Annotated in this window: 19 protein-coding genes, 1 tRNA gene and 1 pseudogene; 10 read left to right on the forward strand and 11 right to left on the reverse strand. The window is 63.6% G+C overall.

Annotated features, from left to right (window positions below; all coding sequences use genetic code 11):
• The first annotated feature begins 264 nt into the window (after positions 1-264).
• From ACNJX9_RS22175 to ACNJX9_RS22185, 3 genes are all read left to right on the forward strand, one after another.
• Positions 265-341 (forward strand) — tRNA-Arg (locus ACNJX9_RS22175).
• A 1,122-nt stretch (positions 342-1,463) separates the two neighbouring features.
• Positions 1,464-1,760: a hypothetical protein gene (locus ACNJX9_RS22180; RefSeq protein WP_057754857.1), complete on the forward strand. Its 297-nt coding sequence runs from the start codon at positions 1,464-1,466 to the stop codon at positions 1,758-1,760.
• Positions 1,761-2,038: 278 nt separating this feature from the next.
• Positions 2,039-2,209, forward strand: a complete 171-nt coding sequence (locus tag ACNJX9_RS22185; protein WP_057754854.1) for a hypothetical protein — start codon at positions 2,039-2,041, stop codon at positions 2,207-2,209.
• A 328-nt stretch (positions 2,210-2,537) separates the two neighbouring features.
• On the opposite strand, the gene ACNJX9_RS22190 is transcribed toward ACNJX9_RS22185, so the two are convergent.
• From ACNJX9_RS22190 to ACNJX9_RS22200, 3 genes are all read right to left on the reverse strand, one after another.
• Positions 2,538-3,317, reverse strand: a complete 780-nt coding sequence (locus tag ACNJX9_RS22190; protein WP_439404174.1) for a hypothetical protein — start codon at positions 3,315-3,317, stop codon at positions 2,538-2,540.
• 183 nt (positions 3,318-3,500) lie between these two features.
• On the reverse strand, positions 3,501-3,722 hold the full coding sequence (locus ACNJX9_RS22195; protein ID WP_083514684.1) for a hypothetical protein: 222 nt from the start codon (positions 3,720-3,722) through the stop codon (positions 3,501-3,503).
• 122 nt (positions 3,723-3,844) lie between these two features.
• Positions 3,845-4,081, reverse strand: a complete 237-nt coding sequence (locus ACNJX9_RS22200) for a hypothetical protein (RefSeq protein WP_057754845.1) — start codon at positions 4,079-4,081, stop codon at positions 3,845-3,847.
• 264 nt (positions 4,082-4,345) lie between these two features.
• On the opposite strand from ACNJX9_RS22200, the gene ACNJX9_RS22205 reads away from it, so the two are divergent.
• On the forward strand, positions 4,346-4,693 hold the full coding sequence (locus ACNJX9_RS22205) for a DUF6481 family protein (protein WP_057754842.1): 348 nt from the start codon (positions 4,346-4,348) through the stop codon (positions 4,691-4,693).
• A 196-nt stretch (positions 4,694-4,889) separates the two neighbouring features.
• On the opposite strand, the gene ACNJX9_RS22210 is transcribed toward ACNJX9_RS22205, so the two are convergent.
• A complete protein-coding gene (locus ACNJX9_RS22210; RefSeq protein WP_439404176.1) occupies positions 4,890-5,132 on the reverse strand; it encodes a pentapeptide MXKDX repeat protein in 243 nt (80 codons plus the stop codon).
• A 344-nt stretch (positions 5,133-5,476) separates the two neighbouring features.
• On the opposite strand from ACNJX9_RS22210, the gene ACNJX9_RS22215 reads away from it, so the two are divergent.
• Genes ACNJX9_RS22215 through ACNJX9_RS22225 form a run of 3 tightly spaced genes read left to right on the forward strand, consistent with a single transcriptional unit; the run spans position 5,477 to position 8,405 of the window.
• Complete coding sequence (locus tag ACNJX9_RS22215) at positions 5,477-6,499, forward strand: TRAP transporter substrate-binding protein (protein WP_057754836.1); 1,023 nt, start codon at positions 5,477-5,479, stop codon at positions 6,497-6,499.
• Entirely contained in the window at positions 6,496-7,050 is a 555-nt protein-coding gene (locus tag ACNJX9_RS22220; protein ID WP_057754833.1) for a TRAP transporter small permease, read from the forward strand. Before ACNJX9_RS22215 ends, ACNJX9_RS22220 begins: the two co-directional genes overlap by 4 nt.
• Complete coding sequence (locus tag ACNJX9_RS22225; protein WP_439404177.1) at positions 7,047-8,405, forward strand: TRAP transporter large permease; 1,359 nt, start codon at positions 7,047-7,049, stop codon at positions 8,403-8,405. Before ACNJX9_RS22220 ends, ACNJX9_RS22225 begins: the two co-directional genes overlap by 4 nt.
• A 125-nt stretch (positions 8,406-8,530) precedes the next feature.
• On the opposite strand, the pseudogene ACNJX9_RS22230 reads toward ACNJX9_RS22225, so the two are convergent.
• From ACNJX9_RS22230 to ACNJX9_RS22245, 4 genes and pseudogenes are all read right to left on the reverse strand, one after another.
• A pseudogene (locus ACNJX9_RS22230) lies at positions 8,531-9,441 on the reverse strand (hydroxymethylglutaryl-CoA lyase).
• Position 9,442: 1 nt separating this feature from the next.
• Entirely contained in the window at positions 9,443-11,458 is a 2,016-nt protein-coding gene (locus tag ACNJX9_RS22235) for an acetyl/propionyl/methylcrotonyl-CoA carboxylase subunit alpha (protein ID WP_439404178.1), read from the reverse strand.
• A gap of 4 nt (positions 11,459-11,462) precedes the next feature.
• Positions 11,463-13,067, reverse strand: coding sequence for a carboxyl transferase domain-containing protein (locus ACNJX9_RS22240; RefSeq protein ID WP_439404179.1), 1,605 nt, complete (start codon positions 13,065-13,067; stop codon positions 11,463-11,465).
• Between the two features lie 34 nt (positions 13,068-13,101).
• Complete coding sequence (locus ACNJX9_RS22245) at positions 13,102-14,229, reverse strand: isovaleryl-CoA dehydrogenase (RefSeq protein WP_083514683.1); 1,128 nt, start codon at positions 14,227-14,229, stop codon at positions 13,102-13,104.
• 160 nt (positions 14,230-14,389) lie between these two features.
• Here ACNJX9_RS22245 and ACNJX9_RS22250 point away from each other — a divergent pair, with 160 nt between their 5' ends.
• Positions 14,390-15,418: an AraC family transcriptional regulator gene (locus tag ACNJX9_RS22250; RefSeq protein ID WP_439404181.1), complete on the forward strand. Its 1,029-nt coding sequence runs from the start codon at positions 14,390-14,392 to the stop codon at positions 15,416-15,418.
• Positions 15,419-15,447: 29 nt separating this feature from the next.
• On the opposite strand, the gene ACNJX9_RS22255 is transcribed toward ACNJX9_RS22250, so the two are convergent.
• Entirely contained in the window at positions 15,448-15,939 is a 492-nt protein-coding gene (locus ACNJX9_RS22255) for an Lrp/AsnC family transcriptional regulator (protein ID WP_057754812.1), read from the reverse strand.
• A gap of 107 nt (positions 15,940-16,046) precedes the next feature.
• Complete coding sequence (locus tag ACNJX9_RS22260; protein WP_057754809.1) at positions 16,047-16,352, reverse strand: ETC complex I subunit; 306 nt, start codon at positions 16,350-16,352, stop codon at positions 16,047-16,049.
• A gap of 254 nt (positions 16,353-16,606) precedes the next feature.
• On the opposite strand from ACNJX9_RS22260, the gene ACNJX9_RS22265 reads away from it, so the two are divergent.
• Complete coding sequence (locus ACNJX9_RS22265) at positions 16,607-17,785, forward strand: OpgC domain-containing protein (protein ID WP_439404183.1); 1,179 nt, start codon at positions 16,607-16,609, stop codon at positions 17,783-17,785.
• Positions 17,786-17,979: 194 nt separating this feature from the next.
• Entirely contained in the window at positions 17,980-18,405 is a 426-nt protein-coding gene (locus ACNJX9_RS22270) for a hypothetical protein (RefSeq protein ID WP_057754806.1), read from the forward strand.
• Between the two features lie 138 nt (positions 18,406-18,543).
• Here the strand turns inward: ACNJX9_RS22270 and ACNJX9_RS22275 are convergent, their stop codons facing one another.
• Positions 18,544-18,738 carry a hypothetical protein gene (locus tag ACNJX9_RS22275; protein WP_439404185.1) on the reverse strand — a complete coding sequence of 65 codons (195 nt, stop codon included), beginning with the start codon at positions 18,736-18,738 and terminating at the stop codon, positions 18,544-18,546.
• Between the last annotated feature and the right edge of the window lie 416 nt (positions 18,739-19,154).

Consider the following 19,154-nt stretch of genomic DNA (forward strand, 5'->3'; position numbering starts at 1 on the left):
CGCTACCGCCGCGCACGCCGTCCTGAGGCGCAGGCAATATCGGACCCGTCGACCGGCGACCGTGTCCCGGAAGCTGGTCAGCGTTGCCGGCGACGTGATCCGTCGTCCAGTCCGCTGCCGCTCAACCCGGCACCCTGACACTTCACCGTTCCGGTTTGTCGCAGCACTGAGGAAAACGGTTCGGTTCAGGCTTGGCGAAAGACCAGATTTTTCATATTGCCATGATATATGAACAGCCGGGCCCCAACCCGGGCTGGCCGGAACGGTCCCGTAGCTCAACTGGATAGAGCATCAGATTTCTACTCTGAGGGTTGCAGGTTCGATTCCTGCCGGGATCGCCACCCTTTCAACTTCCAAATCAAAACCTTGGCAAAGTATCCGCTTCGTTCTTGCGCCCCATCCGTGTTGCGCAAGTCGCTTGGCGCCGACAGCAAATTCAACGCGTTGCGCGGCACTACAAATCGCTCCAGGCAACACGGCAGCAACACGCTCATTCGCTTTCCGTTCACGAACGCCGCGACACTACTGCCAGCGATGATCGCCTCAGGCGCCGTCGCGATCCTTAGGACCAACGACTGGCAGTAGCTCGCGCTCGTTCAGTGCCACAAGGAATTGACTATTTGACTCTCGACAGTACCGAGTTTCGATCGCGGGATGAGTGTCCGCCTTCTCAAACACGAAGCCGTGCCCGGCACAGGAAGCTTCGAGGTCCGCTTCGCGGATGGTCGCCGAAGTCGATACTTTTATTTCGACGACCTACCATCGCGACGGCTCCGTCCAGGACAAGTCCCGCGCGAGCAAGCGATCGATTGGGCGAGAATGTTCGCACGAATTATGCGTGGCTTGATCGAAGGCTGGGACTGGAGGAAAGAGGCCGCCAACTGAGGCGGCCCAACGTCCGGGTGTTCCGCTTGTAAGTACACGTCCGAAGAACAAAAGCAGGCCTATTATATTCAAAGTCCGTTCTCGACCGGAGAACAAAGAGACAAGGGGCGGCCAACGCGAGCAGCATAGCTTGAGGCTGGCTCAATCATCCCAGGTTCGGTCGCCGCATTCGCATTCGAACGTGCGCACGGTCGTACCGCGGTCTGGGAAATGCACCACCCTCAACAAGCGAAGCGTTCTTCCGCAAAATCTACATTTCCTGTCGGGTCGGCTATCGGTTTCGCCGATCTTTTCCGCCTTAAACAGTTCCATCTGGCTTTAGCCAAGGTATTGATGCCTTAGAATTGGGCACAGATTCCGCGCGCTGTCAGTTCAAAAATTAACGTATGTTACCTCTCAAACGCCCTCCCTACCTGGGTGTTCCGCTTATAAATACACGTTCAAAGACAAAGCAGGATCAGCACAACCTTTCTCGCCCGGAGAACTATGGGCCCGCCAGCGCGAACCGGTGGCGCCCTCTATATTCTACGTCAGCGACCATGCAGGGTTGCGGTTGTTGAACCACCGTCGGCGATCGAGTGATCTCGGTCTTCCGAGCCATCGTTGCCATCGTCAGCACTGCAACGCGCGCGATGAATGCCGTACTTGTCCGGATGTTCGACCAGGTGGTCGCGACCAAACGGGCCCTACGGCCCGATGCGATCAGTCCCTGCGCTCGATTCGTCGTTGCGACGATCGCGCGCAAGCTGATGCCACGCCAGCGCCAGTTCGATGAGGCGTTGCCGGTCGGGGCCTTCCGACTCGGCGGCACGCTTCATAGCTGCCTCGGCTTCATGCTGTGGATCGTACTCGGTACACATGAGTGCCGACTCTAACCGCTCGATCCGGACAAGTGCGTGGCAATTTCGTCCGTATGATTGCGGATAACGGGGCGTGTTGCTGATGATTTCGGCACGCTCTAATTGTGACCTCCATAGAATTGCACTGGCGGTTTCAAACCGCCGGGAAGCGCCCGCCGCGCACGATGGTGCTGATCATACACAAAGCGGTGAGGCCCGTTCATATGCGCCGATCTGTGAATTGCATCACAGCCGAGGCTCGGCGCGTCCGCTAAAGAGCAACATGGTACTCCGCAGAACGCGACAGAGGATCGATGGCTATCCCCCTCACGAGACGAGAAGCCGAAGCGCAAGCGCCCGCGTCGATGCGCAAAGCCGACCTGCAAGGCTTCGCCTTTCTCGCAACCATAGCCATCGTGATGACCGCCTGGATCGGTGCCCTGGTCTGGGCTGCGATGGCGTTCCTGAGCTGGCTTGTCTCGTAGCGCGAATGGCGCGCTAAAACAGGAGGTGCACGATCTGCACCCCCTTGATACCCCCGCAAACGATCATGGCCCATAGCGCCAAGCTGATCTGGATCGCGTCCAGCATGATCCCGTCCCCTGCGACTCACTTTTGATTTTTTCTTTGATCAATTGCGTGACGCCACAATGAGCGCCAGTGGAAATTAAGGGCAGTTGTTGTGCGTCGCCACAGAGATTGATTTGCAAAAAGGCCTTCTGTCATTTCCGCAAACAACAGCCTTCTGTCATTTGCGCAACAAATGAGGCGGGCTTGAGCCCGCCTCATTCAATTCAGATCTCGCTCAGGCGCTCAGTAACAGGCGCGCGGATCGACCTGCACATACTGGCCGCTAGGATAGCGGTAATAACAAACCCCTTCGGCGACATAGTAGCCCGGACGTGAAGCGGCCGTTGCTCCCGCGATGGCACCGGTTGCACCGCCGATGACCGCGCCCGCAGCCGCACCCGAGGCGTTGCCCGAAAGCAGGCCGCCGAGCACACCGCCGACAATGGCGCCGCCCAGCGCGCTCGCGCCGGGATCGGGCGCCGGCGGCGGCGGAGGTGGTTCGTAAGCCACGGGCGGACCCGGCGGCGGCGCGTAGGCCACCGGCACGTCGTCCACATATTCCTCGGAGATATAAGCGGGTGGGCCGTCCATCCGCTGCGGATAATAGTACCAGACGCCGCCAACGTCCCACCACCAGCCGGGACGGCCATTATGGACCTCATGACGCCAGCGGCCGCCCTCCCAGGCAAGATTGCCACGGTAGGTATGTCCACCCCAGTCGCGCGCGGGCGCCGGACCGCGCGCCATGGTACGGCCGGGCCTCGGGGACGGACCATCGGCATGGTGCGGACCGGCTCCGGGCGCGTGGGCCTGACCGCCAGGTTGGGAGCCGGATCGCCCTGCCTGCGGTGGTGGACCTTTGCGGGTGTTCTGGTCGGCCGGTGGCGGAGTAGCTGCGCCCTGCCCTGGCGGTTGACCTGCGCCCTTGGGGGGACCCGCGTCCTGCGCCTGGGCGGACAATGCCAGCAACGACATCGCCGAAACCACGGGAATGATGATCTTCATACGGCTGGACGCACTCATTCGTGCCTACCCCTTAACTTTCAGAAATTGCCGTGGCCCATGCGCGATAGACGATTCGGATCGCCTTTGGCTGATGCCGCCTGATAACTGACCTGCCAGATTGACCCGCCAGGCCGGTAATGTCCCGTTACATCTGTTTAAGATCGCGGCGAATTTTCGCCGGGACGCCCGGTGAACCCGGCACTAGCGCGCCGGCTCGATCACATCGCAATTGCGTCGCCCCGACATCAGGCAATCCTGCATCTTGCTGGCGGCGGTGAGGTCCCGAGCGAGCCACAGGCCAACTGCGAGAAGGGCGGCAGCAATGATGAGCCCCGCGACCGCGCCGCGACGGCTGTCGCCGGATTGGGATTTGGGGGATTGGGGTTTGGGCGAAGCTTTGGGCTTCTCTACGGGTTCGGGCATCAAGTCAGGCTCGGACAGGGCGACCTTGGCGCTCGCTGAGGCCGTTTATCACCTCCGCGACGTCACGTCACATCCTCGCGCAGCCGTCGCCGCTCGACCCTTGGCCGCTCAACTTTGACCGTTCAACCCTTGGTCTGCCGCACCGCTTCCTTGCGCAAGGTCTCGACCGCCGGGATCGCCTGCTGGGCGCGCGGCGCGCAGCTCGTCAGGATGAACGCGGTTTGAGTACACTCCCAAGCGGCTCCAAGAACCGCACTCTCGATCGGCTGCGGACGGGCAGCCACCAGGACCGCGCCTACGACCGCCACTGCTGCGACCACGATCGAAAGGGCTTTCGGGCTCAGCCGGAAAAAGATCATGCCCGTGCTCCGTCTCGTATGGCGGACGCTAGGCGCCGCCGCTGGGTGCCCTTATGAGGGACATCACAATTCGGCAGTTTTTCCGGGCTACGAAGGGTCGGCTGGTTCAGCGATTTCGTGGACCTGATCGGCTGCGAATATGGGTGGCTTCGCGACGCGTGGCGATGTACACGCTTCTGCGTCGCGTGGCGCCTGCTTGTGCCCAGCCGACGTACCAACAGGCAGTGATTTAGGATCGAAAGCGAGGAAGACAAGGCTCGTCGAATGAGTGGATTTAGGGAACCCGGCTTCGCAGACCGGCAAAAGGCGGCGCTGGAAGCCCGCAAAAATCTTTTGAACAAATTCAAGTCGCAGCCCGGACCTGACGATCCCGCTGTGGTGGCGAAGCGCGCCGAGCGCGAGGCGCTCGCGGCCAAGCGCGCCGAAGCGAAGGCTGCGCGCGAGGCCGAAAAAGCCGAGCAGAAGCGCCGCGAGGAAGAAGCCAAGGCCGCTGAAGCCGCGCGCCTTGCGCGTGAGGCCGAGGAAGCGGCTGCCAAGGCGGCAGCGCTCGAGGCCGAGCAGAAGGCCAAGCGCGACGCGCGTTACGCCGCCCGCAAGGCCAAGCGGAAGTAAGCTTCAACAAAATTTGACCTGAAATTTGACCTCAAAATTTGACATCAAAATTTGACCTGGGGCCCACCGGCTCCAGGTCAAATCGCGCCGCACCAGCCGCGAACGCGAAACGCGACGACGGGCCGTGGATGGACGAGGCAGATGCTGGGCATGCCGGGCTCGCCCCGCTGGAGGCGGCCGGCATGACGGCGGAAGATCAGTTCTTCTTCATCATCCCGTCGTCTTTTTTCATGCCATCCTTCGCCATCGTATCCTTCTTCATGCCGTCGTCCTTGGACATGTGATCCTTCTTCATGCTGTCCTTGGACATCGTGTCCTTCTTCATCATGCCGTCGTCCTTGCCCATCTTGTCCTGGGCAAAAGCGGCCGGCGACAGCGCCAGACCAAGCGAGAGAGCGGCAGCCGAGACGCCGAGCAGGATACGGGTGCGAATGGTCATGAGAGACAATCCCTTCGAGATGGTGTTGTGAAAGCGACAGGTGCCGCTACTCAATCTCGACGGATCGACACGCGCGCTTGTTACGCGACGTTGCGAAGTTTTTTTCGTCAGCCGCCGCGCGGTTGGGCGATCGTTTCCCTGACCAAAAGCGTTATTGGCCGAAACACGAGGGCTCGGCGAGTGCAGCGCAGCAAGGCGAACACTTGCCGCGGCCTTCCATCTCGAACTATCAGGTGAGAGAACTCAGGGTCTAGACCGGCTAGAATGGGGCTCCGTGCCGGTCTCACGACCCGCCAGATCACTCAGATGAGAAGCGTTCAAAGAACCGTCGAAGGGGATACTTCATGTTCACGCGTCGTCACCTGCTCGCGACAGCAGTCGCAGCCCCCGCCATTCTCCGCTTCGGCATCGGCACCGCGCATGCCGCGACCACGCTGAAGATCTCGCACCAATTCCCCGGCGGCACTATCGACAAGGGCGATTTCCGCGACCGGCTCTGCCGCATGTTCGCAGCCGAAGTCAGCAAGCGCAGCAATGGCGACATCGCCGCCGAGATCTATCCGAACTCGTCGCTGATCAAGACCAACGCGCAGTTCTCAGCGATGCGCAAGGGTGCGCTCGACATCTCGCTGTATCCGATGCCCTATGCCGGTGGCGAATTGCCGGAGACCAATATCGGGCTGATGCCCGGCCTCGTCACCACCTATGACCAGGGCATGCGCTGGAAGAAGGAGCCGGTCGGCAAGGCGCTCTCCGACTTCCTCGCCGACAAGGGCATCATCCTGCTCACCTGGGTCTGGCAGGCCGGCGGCGTCGCCAGCCGTTCCAAGCCGATCGTGGCGCCGGAAGATGCCAAGGGCATGAAGGTGCGCGGCGGCTCGCGCGAGATGGACATGGTGCTGCAGACCGCAGGCGCCTCGGTGCTGTCGGTACCGTCAAACGAAATCTACGCGGCGATGCAGACCGGCGCGTGCGATGCCGGCATCACCTCCTCCACCAGCCTGATCTCGTTCCGCCTCGAAGAGGTCGCGAAGTCGCTGACCTCGGGCGCCGGCGCGTCCTACTGGTTCATGCTCGAGCCATTGATGATGTCGAAGGCGATCTTCGACAAGCTGCCGAAGAACCAGCAGGACATCCTGGTCGCTGTGGGTCAAGAGCTCGAAGCCTTCGGCCGCAAGGGCGCGCAGGATGACGACGTCGAGGTCGCCAAGGTCTACGAGAAGGCCGGCGCCAAGGTGAGCGCGCTCGATGCCGCCACCGTCGGCAAGTGGCGCGACATCGCCCGCGACACTGCGTGGAAGGATTACGGTGCCAAGACGGCGACCGCCGCCAACCTGCTCAAGCTTGCCTCCGACGTCGCTGCATGAGCCGCGGTCCTCAGCCGGATCGTGACGATCAGGCCAATGCTGCCGCAAGGACCGGCCTTGCGGCAGCGCTCGATCGCGGCCTCGCCATCCTCAACCGCATCATCATCGTGTTCGCGGCGCTGGCGCTGGTCGCGGCGTGCGCCATCCTGAGCTACAGCGTGCTCAGCCGCGCGTTGTTCAAGGCCGCAAATTACTGGCAGGACGAGGCCGCCGTGTTTCTGCTGGTCGGCGCCACCTTCATGACCGCCGCCTATGTGCAGCAGAATCGCGGCCATATCGGCATCGAGGCCTTCGTCGGCCTGCTGTCGCCGCTGGCGAACAGGGTCCGGCTCTGGATCGTCGATGCCGCAACGTTCCTGTTCTGCGCCTTCTTCACCTGGAAGTCGTGGACGCTGACGCATGAGGCCTATGTCGACGGCCAGGTCTCGAACTCGATGTGGTCGCCGCCGCTCGCCATTCCCTATTCCCTGATGGCGCTTGGCATGAGCCTGCTCTGCCTCCAGATCCTCGTGCAGCTGGCGCTGCCCTTCGCAGGAGCCAAGCGGCCATGAGCATTTTCGGCATCGGTATCGCTTACGGTGTCGCGACGCTGATCGTGATGTTCTCGGGCATGCCGATTGCGTTCGCGCTCGGCGCCGTCGCGGTCGTGTTCATGGGCATCTACATGCCCTCGGCCTCGCTCGATACGGTGACGCAGAACGTCTACGAGGAAATGGCCTCGATCACGCTGCTGTCGATCCCGCTGTTCATCCTGAAGGGCGCGGCGATCGGCAAATCGCGCGCCGGCCAGGATCTCTATTCCGCGCTCCACGCCTGGCTGCATCGCGTGCCCGGCGGCCTCGGCGTCGCCAACGTGTTTGCCTGCGCGCTTTTTGCGGCAATGGCGGGCTCGAGCCCCGCGACCTGCTCGGCCATCGGTTCGGCCGGCATCCCCGAGATGCGCAAGCGCGGCTATTCCGGCGGCTTCGCGGCCGGCATCATCGCCGCCGGCGGCACGCTCGGCATTCTTTTGCCGCCCTCGATCACCATGATCCTGTTTGCGGTCGCCGCCGAGAAGTCGCTGGGGCGCCTGTTCCTCGCCGGCATCGGGCCCGGCCTGCTGCTGGTCTCGCTGTTCGGATTCTATGCGGTGTACCGCTTCCGCCGGGAATATGCTGCGGCCGAAGCGATCTACAAGAACGGCGGGCCGGAGACGGCAATCCTCGCCCGCGACGAGTACACGCTGGCCGAACGCTTCAGCGTGCTGCCACGCGTGATCCCGTTCGTCCTCTTGCTCACCGGTGTCATGGCCGCGCTCTATGGCGGCTTTGCCACGCCGTCGGAGACCGCCGGCCTCGGCGGACTTCTGGCGCTGGGGCTGATCGCGGCGATCTACGGCGTGTGGCGGCCGGAAGATCTCGGCCCCATCATGAAGTCGACGATCCGCGAATCGACCATGCTGATGATGATCATCGGCATGTCGCTGCTCTATTCCTACGTGATGAGCTATCTGCACATCTCGCAATCGGCCGCCGAATCCGTCGTGGCGATGCACCTGCCGCGCTGGGGCCTGCTGCTCGCAATCCTGGTCATGGTCGTCGTGCTCGGCTTCTTCCTGCCGCCGGTCTCGATCATCCTGATGACCGCGCCGATCATCCTGCCGCCGTTACGCGCTGCCAATTTCGACATCATCTGGTTCGGCGTGGTCATGACCATCGTGATGGAGATGGGGCTGATCCATCCACCCGTCGGGCTCAACATCTTCGTCATCCGCAACGTCGCGCCTGACATCCCGCTGAGCGAGGTCATCTGGGGCACGCTGCCCTTCGTGCTCCTGATGATGGGCGCAGTGCTGCTGCTGTGTCTGGTGCCGGAGATCTCGACCTGGTTGCCGGATCTGGTGATGGGACCGGACGGAAGCAGGTAGCGGCAAACACAGGTGCGGTAGTCCGAAGGGTGGGCAAAGGCGCATAGCGCCGTGCCCACCACGTCTCAATGATCGGGTAGATTGCGTGGGCACGCTTCGCTTTGCCCACCCTACGGCACTGAGCCTCAGGGCGTCGCCCGCTTCTTCTTCGCATTCAGCGCCGATGCCACGCGGCTCACCGGCGGTTTGCCCAGCACCGCGCTCATCTCATTCGTCGCCGCCAGCAGCTTCTCCATATCGACGCCGGTCCTCACGCCCATGCCCTCGAGCATGTAGACCACATCCTCCGTCGCCACATTCCCCGTTGCCCCCGGCGCGTAGGGACAGCCACCGAGCCCGCCGGCGGCGGCATCGATCACGCGGACGCCCTCCTCCATCCCAGCATAGAGATTGGCCAGCGCCTGGCCATAGGTGTCGTGAAATGCATCGCGAGCTTTGCGGCCGGAACGTTCGCCGCGACCGCGCGCAGCATCTCCTTGGCCTTGGTGGGCGTGCCGACACCGATGGTGTCGCCGAGCGAGATCTCGTAGCAGCCGAGATCCCACAGCGTGCTGGCGAGATCGGCGACCGCCTTCGGCTTGATCTCGCCGTCGAACGGACATCCGAGCACGCAAGAGATATAGCCGCGCACGGGCACGCCATCGGCCTTGGCGCGCGTCAGCACGGGCTTGAAGCGCTCGATGGACTCCGCAATCGTGCAGTTGATGTTGGCGCGCGAAAAGCCTTCCGAGGCTGCCGCGAACACGGAGACGACTTTCGCGCCGGCAGCCCGCGCAGCGTCGTAGCCCTTTTCGTTCGGCACCAGCACGTGGAATTCGGCACCCTTGATGTGGCTGACGCCGCGCAGCACGGCATCGGAGCTCGCCATCTGCGGGATCGCCTTGGGCGAGACGAAGGCGCCGACCTCGACCGTATCGAGCCCGGCCGCAACCAGCGCCTCGATGAAGGCGATCCGGGCCTCGACGCTGACAGGCGCCTTCTCGTTCTGGAGGCCGTCGCGCGGCCCCATCTCGATGATGCGGACGGGGTCACTCATGTCACTCTCCGGAGGCCTCGACCACGGCGAGCTCGATGCCTTCCTGCACGATGTCGCCGACTTTGCATTTGATGGACTTCAGCACGCCGGCATAGGGTGCCCGCAGCGTCTGCTCCATCTTCATCACTTCCAGCGTCAGGATGGGCGCGCCCTTCTCGAGCTTTGCGCCTTCCTCGGCCAGAACGGCGACGACCGTGCCCGGCAGAGGCGCTGCGATCTTGTCTTCTCCGACATGTTCCTCGCTCTCGCCGCCGAACGGATCGACCCAGTGCAGGTCGAAGCGGCCGTTGCGTGTGCGCAGGTAAAGCTCGTGGCCATCGATCACGGCGGCAACGGATGATTTGACGCCATCCAGCGTCAGATCGAAGCCGCCATCCTTCGGCGCAACCGCGAACGCCAGCTCGCGCTCGCCGATCACCAGCGTCGATGGCCCGCTGCCATAATTCAGCGCGATTTTCTGCTCGGGGCCATGACCAACACCATGGCCGACGCGGAAGGCAAAATTGCGCTGGCGGCGGCCGACCGGCTGCCAGCCGAAGGTCTGCCATGGCGAACGCGGCTCGCCTTGCGCCGCCTGCCGCTCGTCATTGACGATGGCGGCAACCGCGGCACAGAGCTCGAGCTCGCCCGGTGCCGGCGCCGCCGATGTCAGGACCGCCAGCTCACGCTCGATGAATCCGGTGTCGATCGCATTGGCCCGCACCTTCGGATGCGTGATCAGCGCCGACAGGAACGGGATGTTGGTGACGATGCCACGGACGTCGGAGTCTTCCAGCCCGCGGTTGAGCCGATCGATCGCCACATCGCGCGTGGGCGCCCAGGCGATCATCTTTGCCAGCATGGCGTCGTAGTACGGCGAGACGCTGTCGCCCTCACGATAGCCGGCGTCGATGCGCAGGCCGCCCGTCTCGGCAGGCAGCCGCCAGGTCGAGATCCTCCCGACCGAGGGCATGAAATTCTTGGTGGGATTTTCGGCATAGGCACGGGCCTCGATGGCGTGGCCGTTGAGCTTGATCTCGTCTTGCTTCAGCGGCAGCGCCTCGCCGAACGCGACGCGCAGCTGCCATTCGACGAGGTCGACGCCGGTAATCAACTCGGTCACGGGATGCTCGACCTGAAGACGCGTGTTCATCTCGATGAAGAAGACGTCCTTGCCGTCGGAGACGAACTCGATGGTGCCGGCGCCGACATAGTTCACCGCGCCCGCCGCCTTGCGCGCGGCGGCGCAGACCGTTTCGCGCTGGGCTGCATTGAGCGTCGGCGACGGCGCCTCCTCGATCACCTTCTGGTGGCGGCGCTGCAAGGTGCATTCGCGCTCGAACAGCGACAGCAGATTGCCGTGGCTGTCGCCGATGATCTGCACCTCGATATGCCGGGGATTGTCGACGTACCTTTCGATCAGCATGCGGTCATCGCCGAACGCGGCCTTGGCCTCGCGCTTGGCGCTGACGATCGCCGGCCCGAGTTCGGCCGCCGAGCGCACGATGCGCATGCCGCGGCCGCCGCCGCCGGCCGATGCCTTCACCAGGATCGGGAAACCGACCTTTTCGGCCGCCATCGCCAGCGTCGCATCGTCCTGCGCCTCGCCGTGATAGCCTGATACCAGCGGCACGCCGGCCTTCTCCATCAAGGCTTTCGAGCCTGACTTCGAGCCCATTGCATTCATCATCTCGGCGGTCGGGCCGACGAAAACGAGGCCGGCGTCGTAGCAGGCCTGCGCGAATTCGGCATTTTCAGACAGGAAGCCGTAGCCGGGATGCACGGCCTCGGCGCCGGTCTTGCGCGCGGCCTCGATCAGCCGCTCGATGTCGAGATAGCTGTCGCGAGCCCGCGCGGGTCCGAGCAGCACGGCCTCATCCGCGAGCGCCACATGCATCGCGTCGCGGTCGGCCTCGGAATAGACGGCGACGGTGCGCAGCCCCATGGCACGCGCCGTGCGGATGACGCGGCAGGCGATCTCGCCGCGGTTGGCGATCAGGAGCGTGCGAAAACGGCGGTAGAGTCTTGTGCGGTCCATCGCATCACATCCTGAACAGGCCGAACTTGGTCGGCTCGATCGGCGCATTCGACGCCGCCGACAGGCCGAGGCCGAGCACGAGGCGCGTGTCGGCAGGGTCGATCACGCCATCGTCCCACAGGCGCGCGGTGGCATAATAGGGATGGCCCTGACTCTCATATTGGTCGCGGATCGGCTTGCGGAACTTGTCCTCCTCCTCCTTCGACCAGCTGTCGCCCTTGGCCTCAATGTTATCGCGGCGGACCTGGCTCAGCACCATCGAGGCCTGCTCGCCGCCCATCACCGAGATGCGCGCGTTCGGCCACATCCAGAGGAAGCGCGGCGAATAGGCGCGGCCGCACATGCCGTAATTGCCGGCGCCGTAGGAGCCGCCGATCACCACGGTGAATTTTGGCACGGACGCCGTTGCGACCGCCGTCACGAGCTTGGCGCCGTCGCGCGCGATGCCGCCCGCCTCGTATTTCTTGCCGACCATGAAGCCGGTGATGTTCTGCAGGAACACCAGGGGAATACCGCGCTGGCAGCACAGCTCGATGAAATGCGCGCCCTTCAGCGAACTCTCGCTGAAAAGAATGCCGTTATTGGCGATAATGCCGACCGGAAAGCCCCAGATATGGGCGAAGCCGCACACCAGCGTCGTGCCGTAGAGCTTCTTGAATTCGTCGAACTCGGACCCGTCAACCACGCGCGCGATGATGTCGCGCACGTCGAACGGTTTTCTGCCATCGACAGGCACCACGCCGTAAATCTCCTCAGCCGCATAAAGCGGATCACGCGGCTGATGCATGTTGAGGTTAGGCCGCGCCGGTGGCTTCAAGGTGCCGACGATGCGGCGCGCGATGCCGATCGCATGGGCATCGTTCTGGGCGTAGTGATCGGTGACGCCGGATTGCCGCGAATGCACGTCAGCGCCGCCGAGTTCTTCGGCGCTGACGACCTCGCCGGTCGCAGCCTTCACCAGCGGCGGGCCGCCGAGGAAGATGGTGCCTTGATTGCGCACGATGATGCTCTCGTCCGACATCGCCGGCACATAGGCGCCGCCGGCTGTGCAGGAGCCCATCACGATGGCGATCTGCGGGATGCCGGCTGAAGACATCTGCGCCTGGTTGTAGAAGATGCGGCCAAAGTGCCGCTCGTCCGGGAAGATCTCGTCCTGCAGCGGCAGGAAGGCGCCGCCCGAATCGACCATGTAGACGCAGGGCAGATTGTTGTGCCGCGCAATGTCCTGCGCGCGCAGATGCTTCTTCACGGTCATGGGATAATAGGTGCCGCCCTTGATGGTGGCGTCGTTGGCGACGATGACGCATTCGCGGCCCGAGATGCGCCCGACGCCGGTGACGATGCTCGCCGAATGCACGTCGCCGCCATAGAGGCCATGGGCCGCCAGCGGCGACAGCTCCAGGAACGAGGTGCCGGGATCGACCAGCAGATCGACGCGCTCGCGCGCCAGCATCTTGCCGCGCGAGGTATGGCGGTTGCGTGAGGCCTCGCCGCCGCCGCCGGCGACCTCGGCGAGCTTTTCACGCAAGTCCGCCACGAGCGCGCGCATGGCGTCCGCATTGCGGGCAAAATCGGATGACGATGGGTCGATGCTGGAATGGAGCGGCATGTGGTCCCGCGTTTCTGATGACGTGGTTGAGGGTTTAAGCGGTTTCCGACATCAGCTCGCGGCCGATCAGCATGCGGCGCACTTCGGACGTGCCCGCGCCGATCTCGTAGAGCTTGGCGTCGCGCCAGAGCCGGCCGACCGGAAACTCGGACGTATAGCCGACGCCGCCGAGCGCCTGGATCGCCTCGCCCGCCATCCACGTCGCCTTCTCCGCGGAATACAGGATCGCGGCCGCCGCGTCCTTGCGCAGCGTGCGCGCGTGGTCGGCGCGATCGCAGGCCTTTCCCACAGCGTAGACGTAAGCGCGCGTGGCCTGCCAGGTCGCATACATGTCGGCGAGCTTGCCCTGCATCAGCTGGAAGTCGCCGATCGGCTGTCCGAACTGCTTTCGCTCGTGCATGTAAGGCACCACCGCGTCCATGCAGGCCGCCATGATGCCGAGCGGGCCGCCCGACAGTACCGCGCGCTCATAGTCGAGGCCGGACATCAGCACCTTGACGCCCTCGCCGACCTTGCCGAGCACGTTCTCCTCCGGCACCTCGCATTCGTCGAAGAACAGCGGATAGGTGTTGGAGCCGCGCATGCCGAGCTTGTCGAGGTGCTGGCCATGGGTGAAGCCCTTGAAACCCTTCTCGATCAGGAATGCGGTCATGCCGCGCGGGCCGGCCTCCGGATCGGTCTTGGCGTAGACCACCAGCACGTCGGCATCGCCGCCATTGGTGATCCACATCTTCGAGCCGTTCAGCACATAGCGATCGCCGCGCTTGTCGGCGCGCAGCTTCATCGAGACGACGTCGGAGCCGGCGCCGGGCTCGGACATCGCGAGCGCCCCGACATAGTCGCCTGAGATCAGCTTCGGCAGATAGCGCTGGCGCTGCGCGTCATTGCCGTTGCGGCGGATCTGGTTGACACAGAGGTTGGAGTGGGCGCCGTAGGACAGGCCTACGGCCGCGGAGCCGCGCGAAATCTCCTCCATGGCGACGATATGGGCGAGATAGCCCATGTTGGACCCGCCATACTGCTCCGGCGCGGTCATGCCGAGCACGCCGAGGTCGCCAAGGCGCTTCCACAGGTCGGCAGGGAACAGATTGGCCTTCTCGATCTCGGCAGCGCGCGGGGCGATCTCCGCCTCGACGAAGGCGCGCAGCGTATCGCGCAGCATGCTGATGTCGTCGCCCAGATCGAAGTCGATGCTCGGGATGTTCAAGGCGATTCCTCCAAGGATCCTGCAAGTTTCTTGTCGGGTCCGAACCTACCCCTGCCCGGGCGCTCCGGCGGTCGAAAAGGTTGCATTTTCCGCCAAGTTTGGCGAGGATTTTCCGATGCCCTTCCAGGCTGTAACCGCGACGCCCCGCCGCGCCATGACCCCCGCCGCCTTCGTCCGCGGCGTGGCCGCGGCCTATGCCCGCTATGGGCGGGATCCGACCGAGGCGCTCGCCAAGGGACAGGTCCAGCCTGACCTGGTCGGGTCGGCCGACGGGCGGATCACGGCCGTCCAGTTCGAGGCGCTGGCCGGCCACGCCATGCGCGAGCTCGACGACGAGGCGCTCGGCTGGTTCTCGCGCCGCCTGCCCTGGGGCAGCTACGGCATGCTGTGCCGTGCCTCCATCACCGCGCCCAATCTCGAGGTCGCGCTGAAGCGCTGGTGCCGGCATCATCGCCTGCTGACCGAGGACGTGCTGTTCGAGCTCGAGGTCAGCGGCGAGACCGCGACCATCTCGCTTCGCGAGCAGCGCGATCTCGCCGACTGCCGCGAATTCTGCCTCGTCACCCTGCTCCGCTACGTGCTCGGCTTCTCCTGCTGGGCGGTGGATTCCGCAATCGCACTGCGTGCGGCGGAATTCCCTTATGCGGAGCCCGCCCACGTCTCGGTCTATCCCACCATCTTCTGCAAGCACATCCGCTTCGATGCGGAGGCCGCCCGCATCATCTTCGACAAGCACTATCTCTCACTGCCCCTGACCCGCAGCCCCGCCGATCTCGACAGCATGCTCAAGGGAGCGTTGCGCCTGACCGTGCTGCCCTATCGCCGCGACCGCTTGCTGGTCGAGCGCGTCCGCCGCGTGCTGCGCGAGGCGCGCGGACGCATTCTCGGCGCGGAGGACGTCGCGAGCGAGCTCGCGCTCTCCACCCGCACCATGCATCGGCGGCTGCGCGAAGAAGCCACCTCGCTGCGCGACCTCAAGGAAGAAGCCAAGCTCGAGCTCGCCAAGCAGGAACTGATGCGCGGCCGCAACCCGATCAAGCGGATCGCCGAGATCGCCGGCTTCCGCAACGAAAAGAGCTTTTCGCGGGCTTTCCGCTCCTGGACCGGCGCCAGCCCGCGCGAGTTTCGCGACCGCTATCGCTGAAGCGCGCAGTCGCGTCGTCTCCCATCGCCCTAGCCTGCCGGCGCGACCGCGATTTCCTTTACGGGCAGCGGCACGTCCTTTGCCACACCCAGCACTGGAAAGCTGCGCACGTTCTTCACGTTGGGCATGGCGGCGAAATGCAACAGCTGCTGGCGCATGCTCTCGACGCTCGGCGCCACGCATTTGAGCAGATAGTCGGTGTCGCCCGAAATGCGCCAGCACTGCTGGATGCGCGGGATCGCTGCTATCGAGCCCTCGAAGGCCTCCAGCACCGGCTGAGCCTGGCTGCCGAGCTGGATCGAGACGAACGACACCACTTCATAGCCGAGCAGTCGCTCGTCGATGACGGCGCGCACGGCGCGGATCACGCCGCGGCTGAACAGTGATTTGAGCCGCCGCAGGCAGTTCGGCGCCGATACGCCGATGCGCAGCGCCAGCTCGTTGTTGCGGACGCGCCCGTCCTGCTGCAATTCGGAGAGTATCTTCAGATCGACGCTGTCGAGCTGGACACGCCCGGCCATCCCTTAACCCCGTCATGGTCCCGTCATGCGAGTTAGCGAAGCACGGGGCGGAAGGGGTGCCAAGGGGTGCCAAGGGCTGTCCGTTCGGACCGCCGAAAGGAAGCCCCTCAGTGCGTCCAGGGCTCGCCGCGCCGGAAGGAGAAATTGTCGGCATAGGCGACCTGGCGATGCAGGGATTCCTTGGGCTCGATCACCTGGTAGGCGATGCCCTTGCGCTCGCAATAGGCGACCGCCTCGTCCTTGGTGTGGAAGCGCAGCGTGATCTGCTGCTTCATGTCGCCCGATGAGGTCCAGCCCATCAGCGGCTCCACCGCGCGCGGCTGCTCCGGCTCGTAATCGAGTTGCCATTCCTTGGTCTTGGACCGGCCGGATTGCATCGCGTTCTTGGCGGGCTTGAAAATGCGTGCGGTCATTGGCGGTCCGGCCTCTTCGTCTTTCGTTCGATTTTCGTGCGTCACGGTAGCGATTGGTGCAAACCGCGGGCATAGTATAGAGACACCTTCGGGAACTGATCGGTGATTCCGGCCCTCCCGGGTCTCTCACCGACGGGTATAGTCATTATGCTGCACTGTGACAATTGCGTACCCGCCCTCCGCCCGGGAATCCCGCCCGGCGGCCCCACCTCGCCGCCTTCAGGGTATCTGCCCCCTTCGAGAGCTTTCGTCGCATGGCCTTCCTGAACATCAATGCCACGCTCCCAGACAAGGGCCGTGACCTCAGGCTCGACCTGTTTCGCGGCATCGCCAACTGGGCGATCTTCCTCGACCATATCCCCGACAACGTCGTGAACTGGATCACGACGCGCAACTACGGCTTCTCCGACGCCGCCGACCTGTTCGTCTTCATCTCCGGCTATACGGCCTCGTTCGTCTATGCGCGGATGATGCTGGAGCGCGGCTTCATCGTCGGCGCCACCCGCCTGACCAAGCGGGTCTGGCAGCTTTATGTCGCCCACATCATCCTGTTCGTGATCTACATCGCCTCGATCAGCTATCTGGCGCTGCGCTTTGGCGATTCAGAGATGATCAACGAGTTCAACGTCGCCGGCCTGGTCGACAACGCCACCGAGACCTTGCGCCAGGGCCTTTTCCTGCGCTTCAAGCCGCTCAATCTCGACGTGCTGCCGCTGTACATCGTGCTGATGGGCCTGTTTCCGCCGGTGCTGTGGTTCATGCTGCGCAAGCCCGATCTGACGATGGTGGCGTCCATCGTACTGTGGCTCTCGGCACGGCACTTCGGCTGGAATTTGACCGCCTATCCGGCCGGCCAGTGGTACTTCAACCCCTATTGCTGGCAGGTGCTGTTCGTGTTCGGCGCCTGGTGCGCGATGGGCGGCGCACGTCGCTCGGGCTGGCTGATCAATTCGCAGATCACGTTGTGGGTCTGCCTGGCCTATCTCGCCTTCGCGCTGGTCATGACCATGGCCGGTCGTTTCCCGGCGCTCGGCGGCCTGTTCCCGGAATGGCTGTTCTCGGCCTTCAATCCCAACGACAAGACCAACCTTGCGCCCTATCGCTTCATCCATTTCGTCGTGATCGTGATCCTGGTGATCCGCTTCGTGCCGAAGGACTGGCCGGGGCTGGAGTGGAAGATTTTCGATCCCGTGATCGTCTGCGGCCAGCAATCGCTCGCCGTATTCTGCGTCGGCGTGTTCCTGTCCTTCGTCGGCCGTTTCGAGCTGTCGATGAGCTCGGGCTCGCTGTTTGCGCAGCTGTTCGTCTCCATTGCCGGCATCGCGATCATGACGACGGTCGCCTATTACATCTCCTGGTCGAAGCGGCAGGACAAGCCGCTGAAGCCGCCGCCGGCAAAGCCCGCAGCTCCCCCGGCGGCAAAGGCCGCCTAAGGCGTCGAACGCGCGCTTGCGTTCGACATGCGTTGCCGTGCCCGGCTTGTCAGGGATCGGCTTGACAGCGATCGGCTTGACTTGGATCGGCTTGACCTGGGTCAACCGGGAGCAACGCCGACCGGCCTAGGGTCACGAGGACACGCGCCGCCGCACCGATGTCGGCGGCCTCCCCTCGGACAAGGCACAAGCACATGCCCTCTCATTTTCACGCCGTGGTTTGGATCGATCATTCGCAGGCCCGGATCTTCCATCTTGGCCTGAGCGGCTCCGACGAAGTCACGCTGCATCCGCAGCTGGCAACACGGCATCTTCATCACAAGGCCAACGAAATCGGCAGCGGCCACGCCGCGCCCGACGCAACCTTCCTCGCCGAGGTGACCAAAGCTCTCGCCGACGCCGGAGAAATCCTCATCATTGGTCCGGCGAACGCGAAGACCGAGCTCGCCAGCCACATTCGCGCCCATGCGCCCGATCTCGCCAAGCGGATCGTCGCGGTGGAAGCGGCCGATCATCCCACCGACAACGAGATCGTCGCTTACGCCAAGCGTCACTTCAAATTGCCGCTGCCGCGCGTGCAGCCCCCCGGCGCCGCCGCGGGTGAAAGGCACGCCGGCTAGAGCATGATCCGGACCCGAAGGGCCGCGTTAGCGCAAAGTGTGAAGCGGTTTTCCGAAAAGATCATGCTCAAACAAAGAGCTAAAGCGCGATGACGATTCAACCCAATCACATCGCGCTTTAGGCAACGCGCCTCCGTTTCAGGCCGCCGCCGCCTCGTCGTCGTACTCGGTGAATTTCTTGTAGATCCAGTCGCGGCCGTCGTGACGACGCCAAACCTTGCCGTAGACGAGTTGCCCATTGATTGAGCGGCGCGGCACGATGACGGTCCAGAGATGCCAGATCTCGGTCCAATCAGGCCGTTGGCGGGATGTTTTCGTGAGATCGAAAGCCATGACGGACAACTCGCGCGAAACGCCGCGACGAATGTGATCTCGTGTGAGCCACTGCCGGGTCGTCGCGTGCCGAACCGGTTGATACCATCAGTCAAAATGGCCGCAACGACGCTCCCTGCTTAACCTAACCGATCAACCTTACCCGGCGACGGACAGCCGCGTTGCCGGTTGAAACGCCTGCCTATCTTTCTTAAGATACAAGCGCGATTTGAGAATGAATGCGCCGTTTCCGAAGAGCGCGCCGGGCTGATTTCAGGCTGAATTTTTCAAGCGACTGACTTGCGCAGGTCGACCATCATGAATTTGCAATGTGGATATTTGCGTCTGGCTATGATTTGGCCGCTCTCGACACCGGTCGCCATACAGCCGCCGGATCAATCGCCGAAGGCTGCCAACGACAATCATCCTGTCTGGCC

It is taken from the genome of Bradyrhizobium sp. BLXBL-03, from assembly GCF_051853015.1.
Lineage (GTDB): Bacteria > Pseudomonadota > Alphaproteobacteria > Rhizobiales > Xanthobacteraceae > Bradyrhizobium > Bradyrhizobium manausense.

Bases quoted from the DNA above. Each gene is read 5' to 3' on its own strand.
- ACNJX9_RS22225 (WP_439404177.1), top strand. From the start codon at position 7,047: ATGAGCATTTTCGGCATCGGTATCGCTTACGGTGTCGCGACGCTGATC.
- ACNJX9_RS22270 (WP_057754806.1), top strand. From the start codon at position 17,980: ATGCCCTCTCATTTTCACGCCGTGGTTTGGATCGATCATTCGCAGGCC.
- ACNJX9_RS22240 (WP_439404179.1), bottom strand. From the start codon at position 13,067: ATGCCGCTCCATTCCAGCATCGACCCATCGTCATCCGATTTTGCCCGC.
- ACNJX9_RS22205 (WP_057754842.1), top strand. From the start codon at position 4,346: ATGAGTGGATTTAGGGAACCCGGCTTCGCAGACCGGCAAAAGGCGGCG.
- ACNJX9_RS22235 (WP_439404178.1), bottom strand. From the start codon at position 11,458: ATGGACCGCACAAGACTCTACCGCCGTTTTCGCACGCTCCTGATCGCC.
- ACNJX9_RS22260 (WP_057754809.1), bottom strand. From the start codon at position 16,352: ATGACCGCACGCATTTTCAAGCCCGCCAAGAACGCGATGCAATCCGGC.
- ACNJX9_RS22210 (WP_439404176.1), bottom strand. From the start codon at position 5,132: ATGACCATTCGCACCCGTATCCTGCTCGGCGTCTCGGCTGCCGCTCTC.
- ACNJX9_RS22195 (WP_083514684.1), bottom strand. From the start codon at position 3,722: ATGCCCGAACCCGTAGAGAAGCCCAAAGCTTCGCCCAAACCCCAATCC.
- ACNJX9_RS22200 (WP_057754845.1), bottom strand. From the start codon at position 4,081: ATGATCTTTTTCCGGCTGAGCCCGAAAGCCCTTTCGATCGTGGTCGCA.
- ACNJX9_RS22265 (WP_439404183.1), top strand. From the start codon at position 16,607: ATGGCCTTCCTGAACATCAATGCCACGCTCCCAGACAAGGGCCGTGAC.
- ACNJX9_RS22190 (WP_439404174.1), bottom strand. From the start codon at position 3,317: ATGAGTGCGTCCAGCCGTATGAAGATCATCATTCCCGTGGTTTCGGCG.
- ACNJX9_RS22185 (WP_057754854.1), top strand. From the start codon at position 2,039: ATGGCTATCCCCCTCACGAGACGAGAAGCCGAAGCGCAAGCGCCCGCG.
- ACNJX9_RS22245 (WP_083514683.1), bottom strand. From the start codon at position 14,229: ATGCTGCGCGATACGCTGCGCGCCTTCGTCGAGGCGGAGATCGCCCCG.
- ACNJX9_RS22220 (WP_057754833.1), top strand. From the start codon at position 6,496: ATGAGCCGCGGTCCTCAGCCGGATCGTGACGATCAGGCCAATGCTGCC.
- ACNJX9_RS22250 (WP_439404181.1), top strand. From the start codon at position 14,390: ATGCCCTTCCAGGCTGTAACCGCGACGCCCCGCCGCGCCATGACCCCC.
- ACNJX9_RS22215 (WP_057754836.1), top strand. From the start codon at position 5,477: ATGTTCACGCGTCGTCACCTGCTCGCGACAGCAGTCGCAGCCCCCGCC.
- ACNJX9_RS22255 (WP_057754812.1), bottom strand. From the start codon at position 15,939: ATGGCCGGGCGTGTCCAGCTCGACAGCGTCGATCTGAAGATACTCTCC.
- ACNJX9_RS22275 (WP_439404185.1), bottom strand. From the start codon at position 18,738: ATGGCTTTCGATCTCACGAAAACATCCCGCCAACGGCCTGATTGGACC.